This is a genomic window from Desulfovibrio legallii, from assembly GCF_004309735.1.
Lineage (GTDB): Bacteria > Desulfobacterota > Desulfovibrionia > Desulfovibrionales > Desulfovibrionaceae > Desulfovibrio > Desulfovibrio legallii.
This window is the reverse complement of the sequence record NZ_SIXC01000006.1, coordinates 20,291-40,707: the sequence shown is the minus strand read 5'-3', so window position 1 is coordinate 40,707 and position 20,417 is coordinate 20,291. Positions and strand designations below refer to the sequence as shown.

19 protein-coding genes are annotated in these 20,417 nt (G+C 64.7%); 11 read left to right on the top strand and 8 right to left on the bottom strand.

The features are described from left to right. Nucleotides 1–46 precede the first annotated feature (46 nt). From fliN to EB812_RS05840, 9 genes are all read left to right on the top strand, one after another. Nucleotides 47–643 carry a flagellar motor switch protein FliN gene (gene fliN / locus EB812_RS05880; protein ID WP_118229226.1) on the top strand — a complete coding sequence of 199 codons (597 nt, stop codon included), beginning with the start codon at nt 47–49 and terminating at the stop codon, nt 641–643. After that, a complete protein-coding gene (fliO, locus tag EB812_RS05875) occupies nt 636–1,124 on the top strand; it encodes a flagellar biosynthetic protein FliO (RefSeq protein ID WP_242621215.1) in 489 nt (162 codons plus the stop codon). The genes fliN and fliO overlap by 8 nt, the downstream gene beginning before the upstream one ends. Then, nucleotides 1,057–1,854: a flagellar type III secretion system pore protein FliP gene (gene fliP / locus EB812_RS05870; RefSeq protein WP_242621214.1), complete on the top strand. Its 798-nt coding sequence runs from the start codon at nt 1,057–1,059 to the stop codon at nt 1,852–1,854. The genes fliO and fliP overlap by 68 nt, the downstream gene beginning before the upstream one ends. Before the next feature lie 39 nt (nt 1,855–1,893). Further along, a complete protein-coding gene (gene fliQ, locus EB812_RS05865) occupies nt 1,894–2,163 on the top strand; it encodes a flagellar biosynthesis protein FliQ (RefSeq protein ID WP_118229227.1) in 270 nt (89 codons plus the stop codon). A gap of 135 nt (nt 2,164–2,298) precedes the next feature. Next, the gene (locus tag EB812_RS05860) at nt 2,299–2,811 is read left to right on the top strand and encodes an NUDIX domain-containing protein (RefSeq protein WP_118229228.1); all 513 of its coding nucleotides are present in this window, start codon (nt 2,299–2,301) and stop codon (nt 2,809–2,811) included. Further along, nucleotides 2,811–4,685 (top strand): UbiD family decarboxylase, encoded by a 1,875-nt coding sequence (locus tag EB812_RS05855; protein ID WP_118229229.1) that lies wholly within the window; start codon nt 2,811–2,813, stop codon nt 4,683–4,685. The genes EB812_RS05860 and EB812_RS05855 overlap by 1 nt, the downstream gene beginning before the upstream one ends. A gap of 18 nt (nt 4,686–4,703) precedes the next feature. Beyond that, nucleotides 4,704–6,398, top strand: a complete 1,695-nt coding sequence (gene nadE / locus EB812_RS05850; protein WP_118229230.1) for an NAD(+) synthase — start codon at nt 4,704–4,706, stop codon at nt 6,396–6,398. 115 nt (nt 6,399–6,513) lie between these two features. Next, a complete protein-coding gene (gene glpX, locus EB812_RS05845) occupies nt 6,514–7,497 on the top strand; it encodes a class II fructose-bisphosphatase (RefSeq protein ID WP_118229231.1) in 984 nt (327 codons plus the stop codon). Continuing rightward, complete coding sequence (locus tag EB812_RS05840) at nt 7,498–8,022, top strand: serine/threonine protein phosphatase (protein ID WP_118229232.1); 525 nt, start codon at nt 7,498–7,500, stop codon at nt 8,020–8,022. A 228-nt stretch (nt 8,023–8,250) separates the two neighbouring features. Here the strand turns inward: EB812_RS05840 and EB812_RS05835 are convergent, their stop codons facing one another. Further along, the gene (locus EB812_RS05835; protein ID WP_118229233.1) at nt 8,251–9,180 is read right to left on the bottom strand and encodes a phosphoglycerate dehydrogenase; all 930 of its coding nucleotides are present in this window, start codon (nt 9,178–9,180) and stop codon (nt 8,251–8,253) included. A gap of 232 nt (nt 9,181–9,412) precedes the next feature. Between EB812_RS05835 and epsC the strand changes: the two genes are divergently transcribed. Beyond that, nucleotides 9,413–10,324 carry a serine O-acetyltransferase EpsC gene (epsC, locus tag EB812_RS05830; RefSeq protein ID WP_118229234.1) on the top strand — a complete coding sequence of 304 codons (912 nt, stop codon included), beginning with the start codon at nt 9,413–9,415 and terminating at the stop codon, nt 10,322–10,324. Further along, entirely contained in the window at nt 10,317–10,544 is a 228-nt protein-coding gene (locus EB812_RS05825; protein WP_118229235.1) for a hypothetical protein, read from the top strand. The genes epsC and EB812_RS05825 overlap by 8 nt, the downstream gene beginning before the upstream one ends. A gap of 355 nt (nt 10,545–10,899) precedes the next feature. Here EB812_RS05825 and EB812_RS05820 read toward each other — a convergent pair whose 3' ends face one another. From EB812_RS05820 to ispG, 7 genes are all read right to left on the bottom strand, one after another. Continuing rightward, complete coding sequence (locus tag EB812_RS05820) at nt 10,900–12,270, bottom strand: TolC family outer membrane protein (protein WP_118229275.1); 1,371 nt, start codon at nt 12,268–12,270, stop codon at nt 10,900–10,902. A 365-nt stretch (nt 12,271–12,635) separates the two neighbouring features. After that, nucleotides 12,636–14,549, bottom strand: a complete 1,914-nt coding sequence (gene dxs, locus EB812_RS05815; RefSeq protein ID WP_118229236.1) for a 1-deoxy-D-xylulose-5-phosphate synthase — start codon at nt 14,547–14,549, stop codon at nt 12,636–12,638. Nucleotide 14,550: 1 nt separating this feature from the next. Further along, nucleotides 14,551–15,444 (bottom strand): polyprenyl synthetase family protein, encoded by an 894-nt coding sequence (locus EB812_RS05810; protein WP_118229276.1) that lies wholly within the window; start codon nt 15,442–15,444, stop codon nt 14,551–14,553. Further along, complete coding sequence (xseB, locus tag EB812_RS05805; RefSeq protein ID WP_118229237.1) at nt 15,444–15,716, bottom strand: exodeoxyribonuclease VII small subunit; 273 nt, start codon at nt 15,714–15,716, stop codon at nt 15,444–15,446. Before xseB ends, EB812_RS05810 begins: the two co-directional genes overlap by 1 nt. Nucleotides 15,717–15,866: 150 nt before the next feature. After that, on the bottom strand, nt 15,867–17,330 hold the full coding sequence (gene xseA / locus EB812_RS05800; protein ID WP_130957925.1) for an exodeoxyribonuclease VII large subunit: 1,464 nt from the start codon (nt 17,328–17,330) through the stop codon (nt 15,867–15,869). A 231-nt stretch (nt 17,331–17,561) separates the two neighbouring features. After that, a complete protein-coding gene (locus EB812_RS05795) occupies nt 17,562–19,289 on the bottom strand; it encodes a proline--tRNA ligase (protein ID WP_130957924.1) in 1,728 nt (575 codons plus the stop codon). Beyond that, on the bottom strand, nt 19,289–20,362 hold the full coding sequence (gene ispG / locus EB812_RS05790; RefSeq protein ID WP_118229240.1) for a flavodoxin-dependent (E)-4-hydroxy-3-methylbut-2-enyl-diphosphate synthase: 1,074 nt from the start codon (nt 20,360–20,362) through the stop codon (nt 19,289–19,291). Before ispG ends, EB812_RS05795 begins: the two co-directional genes overlap by 1 nt. Nucleotides 20,363–20,417 lie beyond the last annotated feature (55 nt).

Below are 20,417 nucleotides of genomic sequence, written 5' to 3'. Positions count from 1 at the left end.
CGTTTGTCCGGCTTTTCAACCCGGATGGACGGCGTGAGGTAGACACATGGCGCAGGACGATCAGGAAGCTCTGGCCGCCCAATGGGCGGCGGAACTGGAAAAGGAAGCGCAGGGCGGCGATGCGGCCCCGGCGGCCACACAGCCTGCAGCCGCACAGCCTGTCGGCGGACCAGGCGCGGCCGGGCAAACTGCGGCTGCGCCGACGGGCGACGCCAAGCAGGACGAAGAGGCCCTGGCCGCCCAGTGGGCTGAAGCCCTGGCCAAGGATGAAGAGGGCAAGGAATCCGCCCCCAAGGACAACGCCGGTCTGGCCGGGCACGCCACGGACGCCCATTTTCAGGACATGACGGAAATGGCCCGCCAACCCGGCGACAATAAGCTCAAACGCGAGCTGGACTTTATTCTGGACATTCCCCTGGACGTTTCAGCGGAACTGGGGCGCACCCGCCTGCTCATCAATGAGCTGCTGCAGCTGGGGCAGGGCTCGGTGGTGGAGCTCAACAAACTGGCGGGCGAACCGCTGGAAGTCTACGTCAACGGCAAGCTGGTAGCGCGCGGCGAGGCCGTGGTCATTAACGAGAAATTCGGCGTGCGCCTGACGGACATCATCAGCCCCATTGAGAGGGTCAAACAGCTTGGCTAGCCCTGCGCCCCTGCTTCTGGCCGCTGTGGGCCTTGCCGACGCCGGGGGCCAGGCCGCCGCGGGTTCGGGCGCGGCTGCAGGGCAGGCCGCTGGCCCAGCGGCGGGGCAGGCCGCAGGTCAGGCCGCAATGCTGGGGCAAAGCGCCTTTACCTGGGGCGGCTACGCCCAAGCCATAGGCATACTCTTTTTGCTGCTGGGCGTGCTCTGGCTGGCCGTCTGGCTGGCCCGGCGCTTTGGCAAGTTCAATTTTCTGCCGCGTCCGGGCGCGCTGCCGCGCGGCGCGCTGGTCATGGAGGCCCAACTGCCTTTGGGACCGCGCAAGGGGCTTATGGTGGTACGCTTCTTGAATAAAAGGTTGCTGCTGGGCGTTACCGACCAGCGGATTACCCTTTTGAGCGAGGAAGAGGCGCACCATGAGCCACCGGAAAACCCTTTTCAACAGGTTATGGATAAAGCCCGTCGCGACGTTGACGGCGGCTAGTCTGCCCCTGCTGTTCCTGCCCGCCCTGGCCTTGGCCGCGCAGGATATTTCTTTGCCCGCGCTGCAGCTGACCCTTTCGGGCGGGGCCCAATCTCCTGAAAAAGTCTCGGTCCTGCTGGAAATTCTCTTCCTGCTCACCGTGCTTTCCGTGGCCCCGGCCATCATGCTCACGGTCACGAGCTTCACCCGCATCATCATTGTCTTCAGCTTTCTGCGTCAGGCCATGGGCGTGCAGCAGCTGCCGCCCACCCAGATTCTGGCCAGCCTTGCCATTTTTATGACAGTGGTCATCATGTTCCCCGTGGGCAAGGAAATCAACGACCAGGCCCTGCAGCCCTACCTCAACGAACAAATCGACTACAAGGTGGCCCTGGACCGCGCCCAGGCTCCCTTACGCACCTTCATGTTCAAGCATACCCGCGAGAAAGACCTTTCAGTCTTCTACGCCATCAGCAACATGGAAGCGCCGCGCAATAAGGAAGAAGTCCCCACCATGCTGTTGGCCGCCGCCTACGTCATCAGCGAACTGAAAACCGCCTTCACCATCGGCTTTCTCATCTACATTCCCTTTCTGGTGCTGGACATGGTCATCTCCAGCGTGCTGCTGGCCATGGGCATGATGATGCTGCCGCCCATGATGGTTTCCATGCCCTTCAAGCTGCTGCTCTTTGTCATGGTGGACGGCTGGAATCTGCTGGTGGGCTCCCTGGTCAACAGCTTTCTGTTATAATCCGCAACGCGCGCCGCCCGGCGCGGGGAGATCTCGCCCATGACCCCCGATTTCGTCATCGGCTTCGGCCGCCAAGCCATTGAACTCTGCCTTATGATGGCCCTGCCCATGCTGGCCGTGGGCCTGGGCGTGGGCGTGGTGGTCAGCGTCATTCAGGCCGCTACCCAGATTCAGGAAATGACCCTGACCTTCATCCCCAAAATCGTCTGCATGTTTCTGGCCCTGCTCCTGGCCCTGCCCTGGCTCATGGAACGCATGATTACATTCACCAGGGATGTTATCATTAATATTCCCATATATATACGCTAAAAATATACCGTCTTTGCCGCCCGTCCCTCACCAGGGCTGCGGGCACTCCTTGCGGCGCGGCGCGGCCTGGCTTACTATGTCCGCAGGCGTTTCTTCCGGACTTTTCAGGAAAGAAAATGCCCCACGGAGATACCCATGCAACGCCAGGTCCGCTGCCCGCACTGCGGCAAAGCCTATGCCGCCTACCGCAACCCCACGCCCACCACGGATGTGATCATCTACACGCCGGAGCGCGGCGTAGTCGTCATCCGCCGGGCCAATCCGCCCCTGGGCTACGCCCTGCCAGGCGGCTTTATCGAAGAGGGCGAATCCGCCGAAGCCGCCGCCCTGCGCGAAGCGCAGGAAGAAACCGGCCTTGTGGTGGAGCTTACCGGCCTGCTGGGCGTCTATTCCCGGCCCGATCGCGACCCCCGACAGCACACCCTCAGCGTGGTCTTTACGGGCCGCCCCCTCCACCCCGAAGCCCTCCGCGCCGGCGACGACGCGGCCCAGGCCGCCTTCTATCCTCTTGAGGCCCTGCCCACGCCCCTGGCCTTTGACCATGCGGATATCCTGACGGACTTTTGCCTGGTGCTCGCCGGAAAACGCACCCTGGCCGGGCTGCAGCCCCCTGTGCCTCTGAACGCCGCGCCCGGCGGGGAGGCCTGATGGCCGGCTGGCGCAATCTGCGGGAATGCCTCACGGATCTGGAGGCCCACGGTCAGCTGGTGCGCGTGGACGCGCCCGTGGACCCCTATCTGGAACTGGCCGCCATTCAGCGCCGGGCCTTCCGGGCCAAGGCCCCGGCCCTGCTCTTTACCCGCGTGAACGGCACGTCCTTTCCCGTACTCACCAATCTGTTCGGCACGCGGGAACGCCTCTACCACATTTTTCGCCACAGCCTGCCTGCGGCGCGCGCCGTGCTGCGGGCCGCCGCCGACCCCGCCGCCGTGGCCCGCCGTCCATGGAAATTCCTTACGGCCCTGCCGGGGCTGCCGCGCCTTTTGCCGCACGTGCAGCGGGCCGGCGCACAGCGGGCCAAAGCCGCGCCCGTGCTGGAATGCCGCTGCACACTGCGCGACCTGCCACAAATCACGGCCTGGCCCGGCGATGGCGGCCCCTTCATCACCCTGCCCCTGGTCTACAGCGAAGACCCGGACCGCCCCGGCCCCGACGCCGCCAACCTGGGCATGTACCGCGTGCAGATGGCGGGCAATGCCTATGCGCCGGACGAAGTGGGCCTGCACTACCAGATCCACCGGGGCTTGGGCGTGCACCATGCCCACGCCCTGGCGCAAGGCCGCGCCCTGCCCGTGCACGTCTATGTGGGCGGTCCCCCCGGCCTCACCGTGGCGGCGGTCATGCCCCTGCCGGAAGGGCTTTCGGAGCTGCGCTTTGCCGGCCTGCTGGACGGACGACGCTGCGCCCTTGCGCGCATGCCGGACCTGCCCCTGCCCGTGCTTGCCCAGGCGGATTTCTGCCTCAGCGGGCACATCCTGCCCGACCTCAAACCTGAAGGGCCCTTCGGCGACCATGTGGGCTACTACAGCCTGACCCACGACTTTCCCGTACTGCGGGTAGAGGCCGTATACCACCGCAAGGACGCGGTCTGGCCCTGCACGGCCGTGGGCCGCCCGCCGCAGGAGGATACGGTCTTCGGCGATTTTATCCACGAGCTCACCGGACCGCTGGTGCCGCGCGTGTTCCACGGGGTACGCGAGGTGCACGCCGTGGACGCCGCCGGGGTGCATCCCCTTTTGCTGGCCCTGGGCAGTGAGCGCTATACGCCGTATGAAGCAATCCGTCGCCCACGCGAACTGCTCACCGCCGCTCTGCACTTACTGGGGACCACCCAGACCGCCCTGGCCAAGTACGTGCTCCTGGCCGCGCACGAAGACGCCCCCGGCCTTTCGGCCCGCGACGTGCCGGCTTTTTTGCGTCATGTGCTGGAGCGCACAGACTTTGCCCGCGACCTGCACTACATCACCCGCAGCACAGGCGACACCTTGGACTACACGGGCGTGGACCTGCACGAGGGCTCCAAACTCATCTGGGCGGCGGCCGGTCCGGCCCGGCGGCGGCTGGGCACGGAGCTGAGCGGCCCGGCGGCGGACCTGCCCGCCCTGCCCGCGGGCTTCGGCCCCGTGCGTATGGCCGGGCCCGGCATGCTGGCGCTGGGCGGCCCGCGCCATACGCTGGAACGCAACTGCCCGGACCCGTGCATGGAGGCCCTGACGCGCGCGCTGGAGGCCTGGCCCGGGCGCGAGGCCTTTCCGCTGCTGGTGGTGGCGGACGACGCGGACTTCTGCGCCGCCCACCTGGACAATTTTTTGTGGGTGACCTTCACCCGCTCAGACCCGGCCACAGACGTGTATGGCGTCAAAGCCGCCATACAGGCCAAGCACTGGTCCTGTGAAGCGCCCCTCCTGGTGGACGCCCGCCAAAAGCCCTTCCACGCCCCCCCCCTGGAAGAGGATCCGGCCGTTGTCCGCAGGGTGGAAGCCCTGGCCGCCCCCGGCGGCCCCTTGCACAACCTTCTTTAATATGGGGGAATCTGCGCCATGAAAATCGCTCTTTTACAGTGCAACAGCGTCACCGGCGACGTGGCCGGCAACACGGAACGCATCCTTGAAGCCGCCCGCCAGGCGGCCACCGCCGGGGCCGAGCTCTGCGTCACGCCGGAACTGGCCCTCTGCGGCGTGGCTCCGGGGCACTACCTCTGCGCCGAAGATTTTGCGGGCGGTTGTCGGCGGGCTCTGGACCGCCTGGCCGCAGCCCTGGCCCAGGGGCCGGCCCTGCTGGTGGGCGCGCCCGTGCCCAGCGTGTACGCCTCCGGTCTCTTGTCCAACGCGGCCGTGCTGGTGCACAAGGGCGGCTGGCAGGTGGTTTCGCGCAAGGTCTACCAAAACCAGGGGCAAAACCAGGGGCAGGCCCCCGGCGCGGCGCAATACCAGGACGAGGACGCCCGCTATTTCGACCGGGGCATTTCCTGCGGCATCGTGACCCTGGGCGGCTGGCGGCTGGGCGTGGTGCTTTGCGAAGACGCCCTCAGCGAAGAAAACGCCTTCTGGAAAACCCGCTACGCCAGTGGGCACAATCCGCTGATGGAGCTGGTGCAGCGGGGTGTGGACGCCATCGTTCACATGGCGGCCTCAACCTTCTGCGTGGGCGCGCAGGAAGCGGGCGAACACATGCTCTCCCATGTGGCGGCCCGGCACCATGTACACTTGTTTTCCGTCAACCTGGTGGGCGGCAACGACAGCCGGGTTTACAACGGCCAAAGCCTGGGGTTTGACCCCACAGGCCAACTGCTGGCGCGGGGCAAAGCCTTTGCCGAAGACGTGCTGGTGGTGGACACCGCGTCCAACCAGAACGGCGGCAAAACGCCCGAACCCCTCTGCGCCTGCGAGGAAGAAGCCTGCTGGCGCGCTCTGGTGCTGGGCACCGGCGACTTTGTACGCAAGTGCGGGCTGGAAAAGGCCATTGTGGCCATTTCCGGCGGCATGGATTCGGCCCTGGTCTGCAGTGTGGCCGTAGAGGCCCTGGGCGCAAAAAATGTCACGGGTGTGCTCTTGCCCTCCCCCCACAGCAGCGAGGGCAGCGTCAAGGATGCCGCCGCACTGGCGGCCAACCTGGGCATACGCACCGTAACCATGCCCATCGGCCCCCTCATGGAGGCCTTTGCCGTGGCCCTCAAGCCTGGTCTGGACCTGTTCCCCCAGCTGCCCGGCGACGTTACCTTTGAAAATGTCCAGGCCCGCATCCGGGGCACGCTCATCACTTCGCTGGCCAACCGCGCCCAGGCCCTGGTGCTCAATACAGGCAACAAAAGCGAGGGGGCTATGGGCTACTGCACCCTCTATGGCGATTCCGTGGGCGCGCTGGCCGTCATCGGCGACCTGACCAAAACCCAGGTCTATGCCGTAGGCCGCTGGTACAACGCCCACCGGGGCCAGGAAATCATCCCCGAAGACATCTTTACCAAAGCCCCCTCAGCGGAACTGCGCCCCGGCCAGAAAGATTCGGACAGCCTCCTGCCTTATGAGGAGCTGGACCCTATTCTGGAAGACCTGCTGCTGCCTTCTGCGCCGGGCACGGCAAGGCTTGCGCCCCAACGCCTGGAAGTGCGGCGCAAGCTCTTTGCCGCCGAGTTCAAGCGGCGGCAGGAACCCCTGGCCCTGCACCTGAGCCGCGTGCCCTTCGGCGCGGCCTGGCAGACGCCCGTGGCCGGCCGTTACCGCCTGCCCGAAGCCTGATGCCTTACTACTGTAACCACCTTGCCGCGCGGGCGCGCAGGATTCCCCTTGAAGCCCGCCCCGCGCTGGGGTAAGAGCTAAGTGTTTTGTAACGACAGTTGCCTTGGAGGACAGCATGGCGGAAGCACCGGAAAAAAATCTGGCCCTGGACATTGTACGCATCACCGAGGCGGCGGCCCTGGCATCGGCCCGCTGGCTCGGCAGGGGAGACAAAGAAGCCGGCGACGGCGCCGCCGTGGATGCCATGCGGGTGAGCTTTGCCACCCTCAACATTGACGGCCTGGTGATCATCGGCGAGGGCGAAAAAGACCACGCCCCCATGCTTTTTAACGGCGAAAAGGTGGGCAAAGGCACTGGCCCCTGCCTGGACGTGGCCGTGGACCCCGTGGAAGGCACCAATCTGCTGGCCTACGGACGGCCCAACGCCATTTCCGTAGTGGGCGTGGCCCCGCACGGCAGCATGTTCAACCCCGGCCCCAGCTATTACATGCAGAAGCTGGTGGTGCCCCGCGAAGCCCGCGACGTGGTGGACCTGGACGCCCCGGTGAAAGAAAATCTCAACCGCGTGGCCAAAGCCCTGGACAAGAGCGTACAGGATCTGGTGGTTTTTGTGCTGGACAAACCCCGGCACAAAAAGCTCATTAACGACATCCGCGCCGCCGGAGCGCGCATTCAGCTGCAAACCGACGGTGATGTGGCCGGGGCGCTTATGGCCGTGGACCCGCGCTCTGAAGTGGACATCATGATGGGCACGGGCGGTACGCCCGAAGGCGTGCTTTCTGCCTGCGCCATCAAGGGCATGGGCGGCCAGTTGCTGGCCCGGCTCGACCCTCAGTCCTATGTGGAAAAAGAGGCCATTACCGAGGCCGGCATTGACGTGCGTGAAGTACTCACCGTGCACGACCTGATCCGCAGCGACGACTGTTTCTTTGCCGCCACGGGCATTTCCGGCGGCGATTTTCTGCGCGGCGTGCGCTACAGCCCCCGCCACGCCGTGACCCATTCGCTGGTTCTGCGCGGCAAAACCGGTACCCTGCGGTATGTGGAATCCTACCACAACCTGGACCGGCTCACCAAATTCAGCGCGGTGCGGTACTGAATGAATAATAACGCTCTGTTCCGCCCCGGATTGGGGATCGCGGTAGGGGTCTGGCTGGCGCTCTGCGGCCTGCCTCTGCCGCCCTGCAGCGCCGTGCCGGAGGCTCAGGCCGCCGCACCGGCCAAAAAAAGCGCACCGCAGAAGGCCGCCCTTTCCGTCTATGAAAAACAGCCGCCGGTAACGGAAAAAGAACTGCTGCGTTTTCTGGACGTGCTGCCTCAGTTCCGCGCCTGGGCGCGGGCCGGCAATGAAGAGGCCCACCCTATCCTGCGCAACAACAAGGCGGATTTTCTTTACTCCCCCCAGGCAGCCGCCTGGGTGCAACAGCGCAATTGGGATCCCGTGCGCTTTTTCTGCGTCATGGGGCGCATGGCCGCGGCTCTGGCCATTGTGGAGGAAGGCAACGAAATGGGCGCACGCTCTCGTGATATGCCCGACGTGACCGATGACGAACTGGCCCTGGCACGCAAACATCTGGGCAGTATTCTCAAGGCCGGCAGCAGCGTGCCGCCCATCAGCCGCTAGAGCAGATTCCCTTTGAGAGTAGGCCTTTTCAAAGTCTGCGGCACGCTCGTTCCGGCGCTTAACCGCGTAGCGGCACAGCGGTGCTGTCTTTGCTCGCACTTCCTTTCGTCGTAACGGGCTGAGCTCCCGCGTCGCAACGGCTGCAGCTGCGCCTGCACCTCCGCAGCGGGCAGCTGCATACGCAGCCGCCAGGGCATTGCAACGTTGCAATGCCCTGGCAAAAAAGCCCTATGCCGTCAGGCCCAGATCCCGCAGCAGGTTATCCACCGCCATATGCCCCATGGCGGCGGTTGCTCCGGCAGTGGAAGCCGCGCAGTGCGAGCCCATGACAAGATTGTCCAGCCCGTACCATGCAGGGTCGGCCGGGGGTTCCTGGGCAAAAACGTCCAGGCCCGCGCCATAGATGCGATTTTCCCGCAGGGCGTCCAGCAGAGCCGCTTCGTCCACCAGTCCGCCGCGCGCGGTGTTCACCAGGATGGCCGTGGGTTTCATGCTCGCCAGGCGCGCGGCATTGATGCAGTTGCGCGTGGCGTCGGTAAGGGCTGTGTGCAGGGTGATGCAGTCCGCCTCACGGCAAATGCGGTCCAAGTCCGCGCGCTCCACGCCGTTTTCGGCGGCCCAGGCCGCATCCCAGACAATGTCGTGGGCCAGAATCTTCATGGCAAAACCACGGGCGCGGCGCACCACGCAGCGGCCCACGGCCCCCAGACCGACAATGCCCAGGGTCTTGCCGTAGAGATCCAGGCTGGTGATCTTGCTCCAGTCCTTCCGGCGGCAACGGCGGTCAATGAGGGCCGCACGCCGGGCCGCCATGAGCATGAGGGTCAGGGCGTAGTCGGCCACGGCTTCGCTGTTGGCCCCCACCGTGCGCGAAACGGCGATGCCGCGCGTTTTGCAGTATTCCAAATCAATATTATCCAGGCCCACGCCGTACTTGGCCACGGCGCGCAACTGGGGTGCGACGGTCAGCACCGAAGCGTCCAGCGGGTCCACGCCCAAAATGACGCCCTGGCAGTCGGCCAGTCTGACGCGCATCTGTTCGGCAGAAAGAATGCCGCCCGTGTCGTTGCGCAGCACGGTCAGCCCGGCATCACGCAGGCGGTCAAAAAGTTCGGGATTGGTTTTGCCGAAGGACCGGGGGGTCACAAGAACGTTCACAGGGTATACTCCTTCTGGAATGGTCGCGCCGGGACAGGCGTCGGCCGCGCGCTGCAGCAACCGCCTGTTGTGTTGCGCCAAAAATAGCGGATACGCCAACGCGCCGCCAGCCTTTTATGAAAGGCCGCCCACGCCGGTTCAGGCTTATCCTGCGGCGCTGCTTTGTCAACAGCCGGGCCCTTGCGGCTCTGGCCCGGCCCGTGTACAAAGAAAGAAAAACAGGATTTTTCTTATGAACGAAAAAACCGCCATTACCGCCACCTCCATGCCCCTGTTGGACAGTCTGGTGGAACGGCTCTGCCACCCGGATTCCCTGGACGCCGTATGGCACCGCCCGGCGCAAGGCGCAGCCATGCCTTCCCTCAAGGATCTGGCGGAAATTCTGGAGCGTCTGCGCGCCGCCATCTTCCCCGGCTATTTCGGCCCGGCCAACGTACAGCGCGAATCCATGCGCTACCACCTGGCCGCCAACCTGGACAGCATCTACCGCCAATTAAGTGAACAGGTGGTGCGCGGATTTTGCTTTGGCTGCGCCGGGCAAGCCACCCCTTGCACCTCCTGCGAAACCGACGGCCGGGACGCGGCTCTGACTTTTATGGACCGCCTGCCGGAGATTCGCCGCCTGCTGGCAGGCGACGCCAAGGCCGCCTACGAAGGCGACCCCGCCGCCACCAGCCCCGGCGAAACCATCTTCTGCTACCCTTCGCTGCGGGCCATGTTCCATCACCGCATCGCCCATGAGCTGTACAAACTCCAAGTACCGCTCATCCCGCGCATGATTTCGGAAATGGCCCACGCCAGCACGGGCATAGACATCAACCCCGGAGCAGCCGTTGGCGAGGAATTTTTTATCGACCACGGCACCGGCGTGGTTATCGGCGAAACCGCCGTCATCGGGCACAACTGCCGCCTGTACCAGGGCGTGACCCTGGGGGCCTTGTCCTTCCCCAAAAATGCCGACGGCACATTGACCAAGGGCATTCCCCGCCATCCCATTTTGCAGGACAACGTCACTGTTTACGCCGGGGCCACCATTCTGGGCCGGGTGACCATAGGCGCTGGCGCAGTCATCGGCGGCAACGTCTGGGTGACCCAGGACGTGCCTGCAGGCGGACGGGTAACCCAGGACCCCCCCCGTGACTGAAGGCCGTGCCCAATGGCAAAGCGGCGGGTGTAAGGCCCGGCCCTCCGGCTGGCGGAACCGCACAGGGGCCCGCCCCAACGGCAGGATCGGCGCGGGCCTGTGCGGCGGAGGCCTGGTTCTGCTGCTGGCGGCGACCCTGGCGCTCGCGGGCTGCGGCCAGAACGCGCGGGTGCAGGCCAAAGGCCAGAGCGTGACCAGCATTGGCGTGGGCAGCCGCTAAGGCTTCCGTGCGGCACGGGCGCAATCAGACCCCACCGCCGAGGCGCAAGGGCGCATGCTGCACAGTTAGAGCAGTTTACGAATGAAATGAGTTAATTGCTCTGCAAGGATTTTCTTGAAAATCCTTGCCACGAAATGCGAGAAGGCAGGCTTTTGCCTGCCGTAAGCGAGCATTTCAAGTGTTAAATACTCTAGAGCAATTACCTTTGAGAATATGTATTCTCAAAGTTTATGACACGCTCGGAATCAGAATATTCCGCAACGTCCAGACGACAAAAAACGTTTGCAGAGCAAAAAATCCAACGCCCGACATGGTTCAATCCGTGTCGGGCGTTGGATTTTTGTGAATAGAAAAATCAGTTAAACCAGCCGGGGGCAAATTCCTCGCGCGGGTCGTCCTTGTCCTTGGGGGGAGTTTTTGTCAACGGTGCCGTGTTGATGGAAAGCTGCGGCAAGAGCTTGCCGGTGAGCGCGCACATGCGGTAAGCGCCCACCAGAATATTGCCGTGGGCGGTTTCGGCCTGGGTTGCGGAGTTGTAAAGTTCGCTTTCGGCGTCCAGCACGTCCAGGATGCTGCGCCGGCCGATCTGAAACTGCTCTGCATAGGCCGTGCGCGTGTACTGGTTGTATTCTATCGCCTTGGAATAATGTTTGAATTGTTCCTGCGCAGCCTGGTAGTTGGTCCAGGTGCTTTCCATGTCCAGCTTAAGTTCGTCCATAAAGTTGTACATGGTCTGGCGGGTCTGGCGCACGCGGGCCGCGGCGGCGCTGCGTTCAGCCATGTCCGCCCCGCTGTTGAAGATGTTCCAGCGCACCACGCCCATTACGTCAAAACTGTAGACCCAGCGGTCGGAAGCGCCGCCCCGGTCCGTGTAGTTGGGGCCGGCCTCCAGGTTGAGCGTGGGGTACATGGCCGCATCGGCCAGCTCACGCTCACCGCGCGCTGCGCGAATATCCTGCAGGTAGGCGGCCAGTTTGGGGTTGTTCTGCTCGGCCTGGGCAATGGCGTCCTTGGGGCCGGAATAGAGCTCCGGCGGCAAGGACACAGGCTGCAGCCTGCCCATGGCCGGCAGCCCCGTAAGCCGTGTATAGGTTTCCTCTGCCACCAGCAGGGCGGCCTTGGCCTCGGAAAGGTTGGAGAGGGCCCGTTGCAGACGGGACTGGGCCTGGGTCACGTCGGCCGCGGTATCCGCCCCCAGGCTGGCGCGGTCCTGGGCCTGACCCACCAAGGTCTTGTGCCGGGCCACATTGCGCTCGGAGAGCGCCAGGATGTTGCGGCGGCGCAAAAGGTCGATGTGGGCGATGATGCCGTCCAGCGAAAGGGACGTGGCTGTGTCGAAAACACGGTGTTTGACCGATTCCAGCGTAGCACGGGCAGAACGCACGCGCGAACGGGTGGCAAAACCGTCCCAGATGGGCTGCACCAGCTGCGCGCTTACGTCCACCAGGCCCCACATTTGCGAATCAAGATCTTCGCTGCGGGTGGTGGAGTCGCTCAGCACGCTGCTGCCGGCACGGCCGGTCACGTCAACCCGGGGGCCGAAGCCCGCCTTGGCGCGATCCAGCTCATGCTCCAGCACCTGCCGGTTTTCCTGCATGCCGCGCAGGTTTCGGTGCGTACGCAACACGCCATAGACGGTATCTGTAACACTAAAAGGTTGTCCCGCAGGGGGCGGCGGCGGATATGCGGACTCGGCGCCACGGGCACCAGCAGGGAATAAAAACATCAAGCCAAGAAAAAAAACAAACAGGTGTTTCACGGTTCAGACTCCTGACAGGGGAAGCGTACCGCACAGCGCCTTCCCGCCTTGGGCCGCGTGCCGGCATGAGGCCCACATTCCGCCAATATTCATCAGGGAACGACACGCATATCTTTTAGATGATAATCATTCTTCGCATAAAAGGCAATTTCTTTTATGGAGAATTGTCTGTCAGACACAAAAAAGAAGAACTAACAAACTGTCAGGACTAATTTTTCTAGAAAAAGCCTCTCCGTACAGGCTCTGCACGCAGTAATATCTTATATATTATATTATATATTTGCAGTACAAGCACAAACGCCTGCGGACAGCGAAGGCCGCCGCAAACGGCGCTATGCCCCCTGCGCTGGCCCCCGGCCCTGCAGCAGCTCCAACATGTCCGCCGCCAGATTGCCGCTGCACAGGCCGGTCATTTCTCGCAGGCGCAGTTGGTTGCCGTGTTCCACAAAGGCATCCGGCAAGCCCACGCGCTTGATGCGCTGCCCGCGCAGCAGCCGGGCGTCGTTCCAGAACTCCAGCACGGCAGAACTGAACCCTCCGGCCAGCACGCCCTCTTCCACCAGCAAAATACGGTCGAATTCCTGAGCGATCCTGGTCAGCTGCTCTTCCGGCAGGGGCTTGAGCCACACGGGGTCAAAGACCAGCGGCCGCACCCCGCAAGCCTGCTCCACCTTGGCGGCAGCCTCCAAAGCGGGGTGCGCGCGGCTGCCCGCCGCAATGACGGCCAGGCCCTCCCCCTCCTGCAGCACCTCGCCCCGACCGGGGGTGAGCAGACGTGGTTCGCCCGCCAGTGCAACCCCATAGCCCGCGCCGCGCGGGTAACGCAGCGCGCAGGGACCGCCCAGGTCCAGGGCGGTGCGCAGGGCGTGACGCAGCATATCCTCATCGCGCGGGGCCAACAGGCGCATATTGGGAATATGCCGCAGGTAGGCTATGTCAAAAGCCCCGTGGTGGGTAGCGCCGTCCTCGCCTACCAGCCCGGCGCGGTCCAGACAGAAGGTGACGGGCAGATCCTGGATGCAGACGTCGTGCACCACCTGGTCGTAGCCGCGCTGCAAAAAAGTAGAGTAGACGGCCAGCACAGGCTTGAAGCCCTGACTGGCCAGGCCGGCGGCGAAGGTGACGGCGTGCTGCTCACAGATGCCCACGTCCACGAAACGATCGGGGAAGCGCTCCCGAAAGCTGTCCGTGCCCGTGCCTTCGGGCATGGCCGCCGTAATGGCGATGATTTTGTCGTCGCGTTCGGCCAGATCCACCAGGGTTTTGCCGAACACGGTGGTAAACGAAGGCACCGTGCCCTTGCTGGGCAAGGGTTTGCCCGTCTCCGGCGTAAACAGGCCCACGCCGTGGTAGAGGGTGGGGTTCTGCTCCGCCGGGGCATAGCCCTTGCCTTTTTGGGTGCGCACGTGCAGCAGCACCGGGCCGTCCTCAATGGCGGCGGCCATTTGCAGGTGACGGCGCAGGGCTGTGATGTCGTGCCCGTCCACCGGGCCGATGTAGGTGAAGCGCAAGGCCTCAAACAGCATGCCCGGCGTGAAGAAAGACTTGAAGCTCCACTCCCCGCGCTGTGCGTACACGGCCAGTTTCTGCCCGATGCGCGGGATGGAGCGCAGAAATTTGAGCACTTCACGGCGGGTCTGGCGCACCCAGCGGCGCGAGAGCGTGCGGCTCAAAAACAGCGAAAGCGCCCCCACATTGGGCGAAATGGACATTTCATTGTCGTTGAGCACCACAATGAGCCGCCGCCCCATGTGCCCGGCCAGATTAAGCCCCTCCAGCGCCTCGCCCGCCGTGAGCGAACCGTCGCCGATGACCGCCAGCACATGATGCCTGAGCCCGGCCAGATCCCGCGCCAAAGCCATGCCCAGGGCTGCGGAAATGGATGTGGAAGAATGCCCCACGCCAAAGTGGTCATACGGACTTTCCGAAGGCCGGGGAAAACCGGAAATGCCCCCCAAGGTGCGCAGAGTGTGGAATTGTCTGGCCCGACCCGTCAACAGCTTGTGGGCGTAGGCCTGATGCCCCACGTCCCAGACCAGCTTATCCTCGTCCAGATTAAAGGTGGCCAGAAGGGCCAAGGTCAGCTCCACCACGCCCAGAGAAGGCGCAAGGTGCCCACCTGTGTGCGAAACCACGTCAATGATGCGTTCCCGCACCTCCCCAGCCAGGCGGGTCAGCTCCGTATCGTCCAGACCATACACCTGCGCCGGGGAAGCGATGTCGTCCAGATGCAGCTCGTCAGCCATATCAGGCCGCCCTCTGCATCATATAGTGGACAAGTGCACGCAAAAAGTCCGCTTCCGCCCCGTCCAGTCCCTGCAGAGCCGCCTGGGCCTTCTCCACCTGCCGCCAGCCCAGCTCCCGGCTCTTTTCCAGCCCCACCAGGCGCGGATAGGTCATCTTGCCGTGGGCCGCATCGCTGCCCACGGGTTTGCCCAAGGTAGCCGTATCCGAAGTTTCGTCCAGGATGTCGTCCGCAATCTGGAAGGCCACGCCAAAGGCAGCGCCGTAAGCCGCCACGGCTTCCCGCACCGCATCCGAAGCACCGGCCAGCAGCGCGCCGCACACGCAGGCCCCGCGCAACAAAGCCCCGGTCTTGAGGGCGTGCACCTGACGCAGCTGCTCCAGCCCGATCTGCGGCCCGCCCGTATAGACCATATCCCACTCCTGACCACCCACCATACCGGACGACCCGGCCGACAAGGCCATCTCGCGCACAGCCGCCAGCACTCTTTCCGCGGGCAAGGGCGCGCGGCCCATGAGCAGAAAGGCGTCGGTGAGCAAGCCGTCCCCGGCCAGAATGGCCGTGGCCACATCAAAAGCCTTGTGGTTGGAAGGCCGCCCCCGACGCAGATCGTCGTCATCCATGCCCGGCAGATCGTCGTGGATGAGCGAGTAGGTGTGGATCATCTCAATGGCGACGGCAAAGGGCAACACACGTTCCGCCGCAAGCCCGCAAAGGGCTGCCGTGCTCAGGCAGAGCACGGGCCTGAGCCGCTTGCCCTCGGCCAGCAGACTGTAGCGCATGGCCTCCTTAAGCCGGGGCTGCACCTCCCTGTCATCCAGGCAGGTCGCCAGAAAGTTTTCCACCAGCCGCGCACGCGCACGCAGCACATCCTTCATGCTCTCCACAGTCAGCATCATTCGCTCTCCCCGGCGTCAGCCGCTCCCGCAGCGCCGCCGCCTTCCGTGCCGCCGGCGGCCCCAAAAGGCACGGCCTGACCGTCCTGCCACAGCTCCAGCTCGTGCCGGGCCTTTTCCAGCCGCTCCCGGCAAAACCGGGAACAGGCCATGCCCTCACGGTACAGAGCCATGCCCTGCTCCAAGGGCAGATCGTCCGACTCCAAAGCCGTGACTATCTCCTGCAGTCGGGCCATCTTTTTTTCAAAACTCTGTTCCTGATCGTCGCTCATGAACCACCGCCGGAAGGTTTTTTCTTTTTTCCGCAGGGTACACCTCAGGCGTACCCTGAACGGAGCAGGGGGAATCACCCCCAGGGGCGCTTTCCTGTCTGAAAAATTTGTACACCAGTTGCCCGCGGTTGTACAAACGCGCCGTGCGGCCTACTCCCCTCCGCGCCGCACCTGGCGCACTTCGGCCTCCAGGCTGCCGTCGGCCAGGCGCACGCTCACAGCCGCACCCGGCTGCACGCCCGCCACAGAGCGCAGCAAAGCCCCGTCCGGCCCGCGCACCAAGGCGTAGCCCCGGCGCAACGGAGCCTGTGGGTCCACGCCGCCAAGCTCCAGATCCAGCCGCTCCAGCCGACGTTCCGCAGCGGTGAGGCGCTCACGCCAGAGGCCGGTAGTCATCGCCGTCAGCCGCGCACGCTCCCGCCCCCATCCCTGCAGCAAACGGGGCAGGCTTTCCCGCAGCCGCGCTTGCAGAAACGTCAGCCGCGCTGCAGGGCCGTCCAACCGCCCCACCCGGCCAACGGTGCGCAGGCCCTGTTCCAGCCGCGCCAGGCGCAAAAATTTTCCTTCCTGCCAGCGCTGTCCGGCCCGACACAGGCCCGCGTCCAGCCCAGCCAGCCGCTCCTGCAGGCGGGCCTGCCGTCGCTGGGGCGCAAACCAGCGCAAGCCCTGCGCGCAACGCGCCAGCGCTTCTTCCCGGCAGCGCAGTTGCCGCCCCCAGGTCGTGGACAGACCTTCGGCCGTCAGGTCCAGCCGCTGCGCCAATTCAGTACGCAAGGGCCAGAGCAATTGCGCCGCATGGGAGGGCGTGGACGCGCGCAGGTCCGCCGTCAGGTCCGCCAGGGTCACGTCCACCTCGTGCCCAATGCCCGCCAGCACCGGCAGCCGGGAGCGGAATACGGCCTCCGCCACGCTCTCTTCATTGAAGGCCCACAAATCTTCCAACGAACCGCCGCCGCGGACAAGCACAATGACCTGCGCCCAGCCCTGCGCATTGGCTTCTTCCAGCGCGCGCACCAGAGAAGGCGCGGCCTCCGCCCCCTGCACCAGGGCCGGGAACAGGCGTACCCGCGCCCCACTGCCCCGGTTGGCCGCCAACTGCCAGAAATCGTGCACCGCCGCGCCCGTGGGCGAGGTGATCAGGGCCACGCGCTGCGGATCCCAGGGCAGCCCGCGCTTGCGCTCCGCCGCGAAATAGCCCAAAGCCGCCAGCTTGCGCTTGCGCTCCTCAAAAGCCTGGGCCAGAAGCCCTTCTCCGGCGGGCTGGGCCAGCTCCACCGCAAGCTGATACTGCCCACGCGGCGCGTACACGCTGATGCGCCCGGCGCAGAGCACGTCCAGCCCGTTGCGCAAAAGGTCCACGGGGGCAGGCCGGGGTGCGTCAAAAACCTCGCCCGTGAGCGGATCAAATGCCTGCCCGCCCCGCCCCTGCCGCTGCCGGAACCACACGCACTGCAGMTGCGCGTCCTGATCTTTGAGGCTAAAATAGACATGTCCGGAACCGGGCCGCGTAAGGTTGGTCACCTCGCCCCGCACCCAGACAAAAGGAAAGCGCCCCTCCAGGCTCCTGCGCAGCTCTTCCGTCAGCTCGCGCACGCTCAGAATGACGTCGGACATGGGCTCTCCGTGGAAGAGTAGTGTGGCAAGGCAAGGCCTTCCCGATTGGCCGCATGGGTCCGGATAGGTCCAGCCCCGATGAGGTCCAGGCTGGCCCAGGCGGGTCCGGGCTGGCCCGCATCTGCGCAGACCGGGGGCGAATACGTGGAATACACGTGCGGCGTTCCGTTGCGCCGGCGGGATAGGACGCCGGGCAAGGGGGCCTCCGCACGGAGGCCCCCAAACGTTACATTACAGCAGGGCCTTCCAGCCGGCGCGGACCTCATCGGCCCAGGCCCGGAAGGCTGCAGCCAGGCCTTCCAGAGGCAGTTCGCCCTTCTGCCCTGTGCGGCGGTCCTTGCATTCCAGCACGCCACGCGCCAGGCCCTTGCCGCCCACCACCAACTGCAGCGGAAAACCCAGCAAATCTGCGTCCTTAAACTTGACTCCGGGGCGTTCTTCCCGGTCGTCCAGCAGCACGTCCACCCCCATATCGCCCAGCATGGCGTAGACTTCTTCAACCTTGGCGCTCACGGCCGCGTCGCGCGGATCCAGGTTGAGCAGCATGCAGTCAAAGGGGCTGATGGCCGGCGGGAAGACAATGCCGTGCTCGTCATGGTTCTGCTCAATGGCCGCGGCGGCCACGCGGGAAATGCCGATGCCGTAGCAGCCCATGATCATGACTTTTTCCTTGCCGTTTTCGTCAAGAAAAACCGCGTGCATGGGTTCGCTGTACTTGTAGCCCAGCATAAAAATGTGGCCCACTTCAATGCCCTTGGTCAGCTCCAGGCGGCCGCCGCAACGGGGGCAGGGGTCCGCCCCGGTGATGGCGCGCAGGTCGGCCCAGGCCGTGACCGTGGCGTCGCGGTTCAGGTCCACATGACGCAGGTGCGCGTCGCCAGTGTTGGCTCCGGTCACATAATCCGTGCCGCCTTGCAGCTCGTTGTCAGCATAGACAGGCACATTCAGGCCCACGGGCCCGGCAAAGCCCAGGGGCGCACGGCTGGCGGCCTCCACTGCGGCAGCGTCGGCCAAGGCTACGTCCTGCGCCTTGAGCAGATTTTTAAGTTTGATGTCGTTGACCTGTCGGTCGCCACGCACCAGCACGGCCACGGTCTGCCCATCGGCCTTGAAGAGCATGGTCTTGACCACCTGCGCGGCGGGCACGCCCAGCAGGGCGGCCACGTCCTCGGCACTGTGCGCGCCGGGGGTGGGCACCTGCTCCGCCGGGGGGCAGACGGCCGTTGCGGGCGCGCCCTTCCAGAGCACCTCGGCCCGCTCCACATTGGCGGCATAATCGCAGTCATGGCAGAAGGCAATGGTGTCTTCGCCCGTATCCGCCAGGACCATAAACTCGTGCGAAAAATTGCCGCCAATGGAGCCGGAATCGGCCTCCACCGCGCGAAAGCGCAGACCCAGGCGTTGGAACAGGCGGGTGTAGGCCCCGTGCATGGCCCGGTAGCTTGCCTCCGCGCCCGCGTCTGTGGCGTCAAAAGAATAGCCGTCCTTCATGATGAACTCGCGCCCGCGCATGAGACCGAAGCGGGGGCGGATTTCATCACGAAACTTGGTCTGGATCTGATACAGACGCACGGGCAGCTGCCGGTAGGAGCGCACTTCGCCGCGCACCAGGTCCGTGATCACTTCCTCATGGGTGGGGCCCAGGCAGTAGTCGCGGTTGTTGCGGTCCTTAAAGCGCAAAAGTTCCTTGCCGTAGTRCTCCCAGCGGCCCGTTTCCTTCCAGAGGTCGGCGGGCTGGACCATGGGCATAAGCAGCTCCTGGTAGTCCGCAGCGTTGACTTCCTCGCGCACAATACGCGAAATTTTTTCCATGACGCGCAGGCCCAGGGGCAGATAGGTATACAGGCCCGAAGTGAGCCGCCGCACCATGCCCGCGCGCAGCAGCAGCTTGTGGCTGACCACCTCCGCATCGGCCGGGCTTTCCTTGAGGGTGGGGATGTAGCAGGCACTGAAGCGCATTAGTGTGATTCCTTTTCGTTGAGCAGTGATTGCAGTTCTTCCATAAAAGCCGCCAGCAGGGCTTCCTGCCCCTTGACCGAGCGGATGACCTCGCCCTTGCGAAAAATGACGCCCTTGTCCCGTCCGCCGGCCAAGCCCAAGTCCGCTTCGCGGGCTTCGCCCGGTCCGTTGACCACGCAGCCCATGACCGCCACCTTGATGTCCGCTGTGGACGTGGCCAGACGGTCTTCCACGGCGTGGGCCAGGGCAAAAAGGTCAATTTCCGTGCGCCCGCAGGTGGGACAGGAAATGATTTCCGGCCCGCGGGAGCGCAGACCCAGGGCGCGCAGAATCTCCCAAGCCACGCCCACCTCCTCCACCGGGTCGGCGGTGAGCGAAACGCGCAGGGTGTCGCCTATGCCTTCGTGCAGCAGAATGCCCAGCCCCACAGCGGACTTGACCGTACCGCGCATGAGCCCCCCGGCCTCGGTGACGCCGATATGCAGCGGGTAATCGCAGGCCTGGGCCAGCAGACGGTAAGCGGCTATGGTATCCAGCACCGAAGAGGACTTGAGGGAAATCTTGGTATCATAAAAGCCGCGCGCCTCCAGCATGCGCACATGGCTGAGGGCGCTTTCCACCAGGGCCTGCGGCCGGGGGCCGCCGTATTTTTGCAGCAGGCCTTTTTCTACCGAGCCGGAATTGACCCCCACCCGGATGACCGCGCCGTGGGCCTTGGCCGCGTCCACCACACGGTCCACGTGTTCCCTGGGGCCGATGTTGCCGGGATTAATGCGCAGGCCTTCCAGCCCGGCCTCCAGCGCGGCCACAGCCAGCCGATAGTCAAAATGGATATCCGCAATAAGCGGCAGGGGCGTGCCCGCGCGGATGGCGGGCAAGGCCGCCACGGCGGCCATGTCCGGCACGGCCAGTCGCACGGCCTCGCAGCCGCGCGCGGCCAGACGGGCGATCTGCGCCAGGGTGGCCGCCGCGTCCCTGGTATCGGTATTGGTCATGCTCTGCACCATCACGGGGGCGTCCCCTCCGATGGTCAGCCCGCCCAAGCGAAGGGCGCGGGTCTTACGTCTGCCCATGCTTCCCCCTGCGCCCGTCGGGGCGCTTTTTGCAAACGTATACTTTATGCCATTT

Coding starts and splice junctions, on each gene's coding strand:
- fliQ (WP_118229227.1), top strand. CDS start 1,894: ATGACCCCCGATTTCGTCATCGGCTTCGGCCGCCAAGCCATTGAACTC.
- nadE (WP_118229230.1), top strand. CDS start 4,704: ATGAAAATCGCTCTTTTACAGTGCAACAGCGTCACCGGCGACGTGGCC.
- fliN (WP_118229226.1), top strand. CDS start 47: ATGGCGCAGGACGATCAGGAAGCTCTGGCCGCCCAATGGGCGGCGGAA.
- epsC (WP_118229234.1), top strand. CDS start 9,413: ATGAACGAAAAAACCGCCATTACCGCCACCTCCATGCCCCTGTTGGAC.
- ispG (WP_118229240.1), bottom strand. CDS start 20,362: ATGGGCAGACGTAAGACCCGCGCCCTTCGCTTGGGCGGGCTGACCATC.
- EB812_RS05860 (WP_118229228.1), top strand. CDS start 2,299: ATGCAACGCCAGGTCCGCTGCCCGCACTGCGGCAAAGCCTATGCCGCC.
- EB812_RS05840 (WP_118229232.1), top strand. CDS start 7,498: ATGAATAATAACGCTCTGTTCCGCCCCGGATTGGGGATCGCGGTAGGG.
- EB812_RS05810 (WP_118229276.1), bottom strand. CDS start 15,444: ATGCTGACTGTGGAGAGCATGAAGGATGTGCTGCGTGCGCGTGCGCGG.
- EB812_RS05855 (WP_118229229.1), top strand. CDS start 2,811: ATGGCCGGCTGGCGCAATCTGCGGGAATGCCTCACGGATCTGGAGGCC.
- fliP (WP_242621214.1), top strand. CDS start 1,057: ATGAGCCACCGGAAAACCCTTTTCAACAGGTTATGGATAAAGCCCGTC.
- xseB (WP_118229237.1), bottom strand. CDS start 15,716: ATGAGCGACGATCAGGAACAGAGTTTTGAAAAAAAGATGGCCCGACTG.
- glpX (WP_118229231.1), top strand. CDS start 6,514: ATGGCGGAAGCACCGGAAAAAAATCTGGCCCTGGACATTGTACGCATC.
- dxs (WP_118229236.1), bottom strand. CDS start 14,549: ATGGCTGACGAGCTGCATCTGGACGACATCGCTTCCCCGGCGCAGGTG.
- EB812_RS05820 (WP_118229275.1), bottom strand. CDS start 12,270: ATGTTTTTATTCCCTGCTGGTGCCCGTGGCGCCGAGTCCGCATATCCG.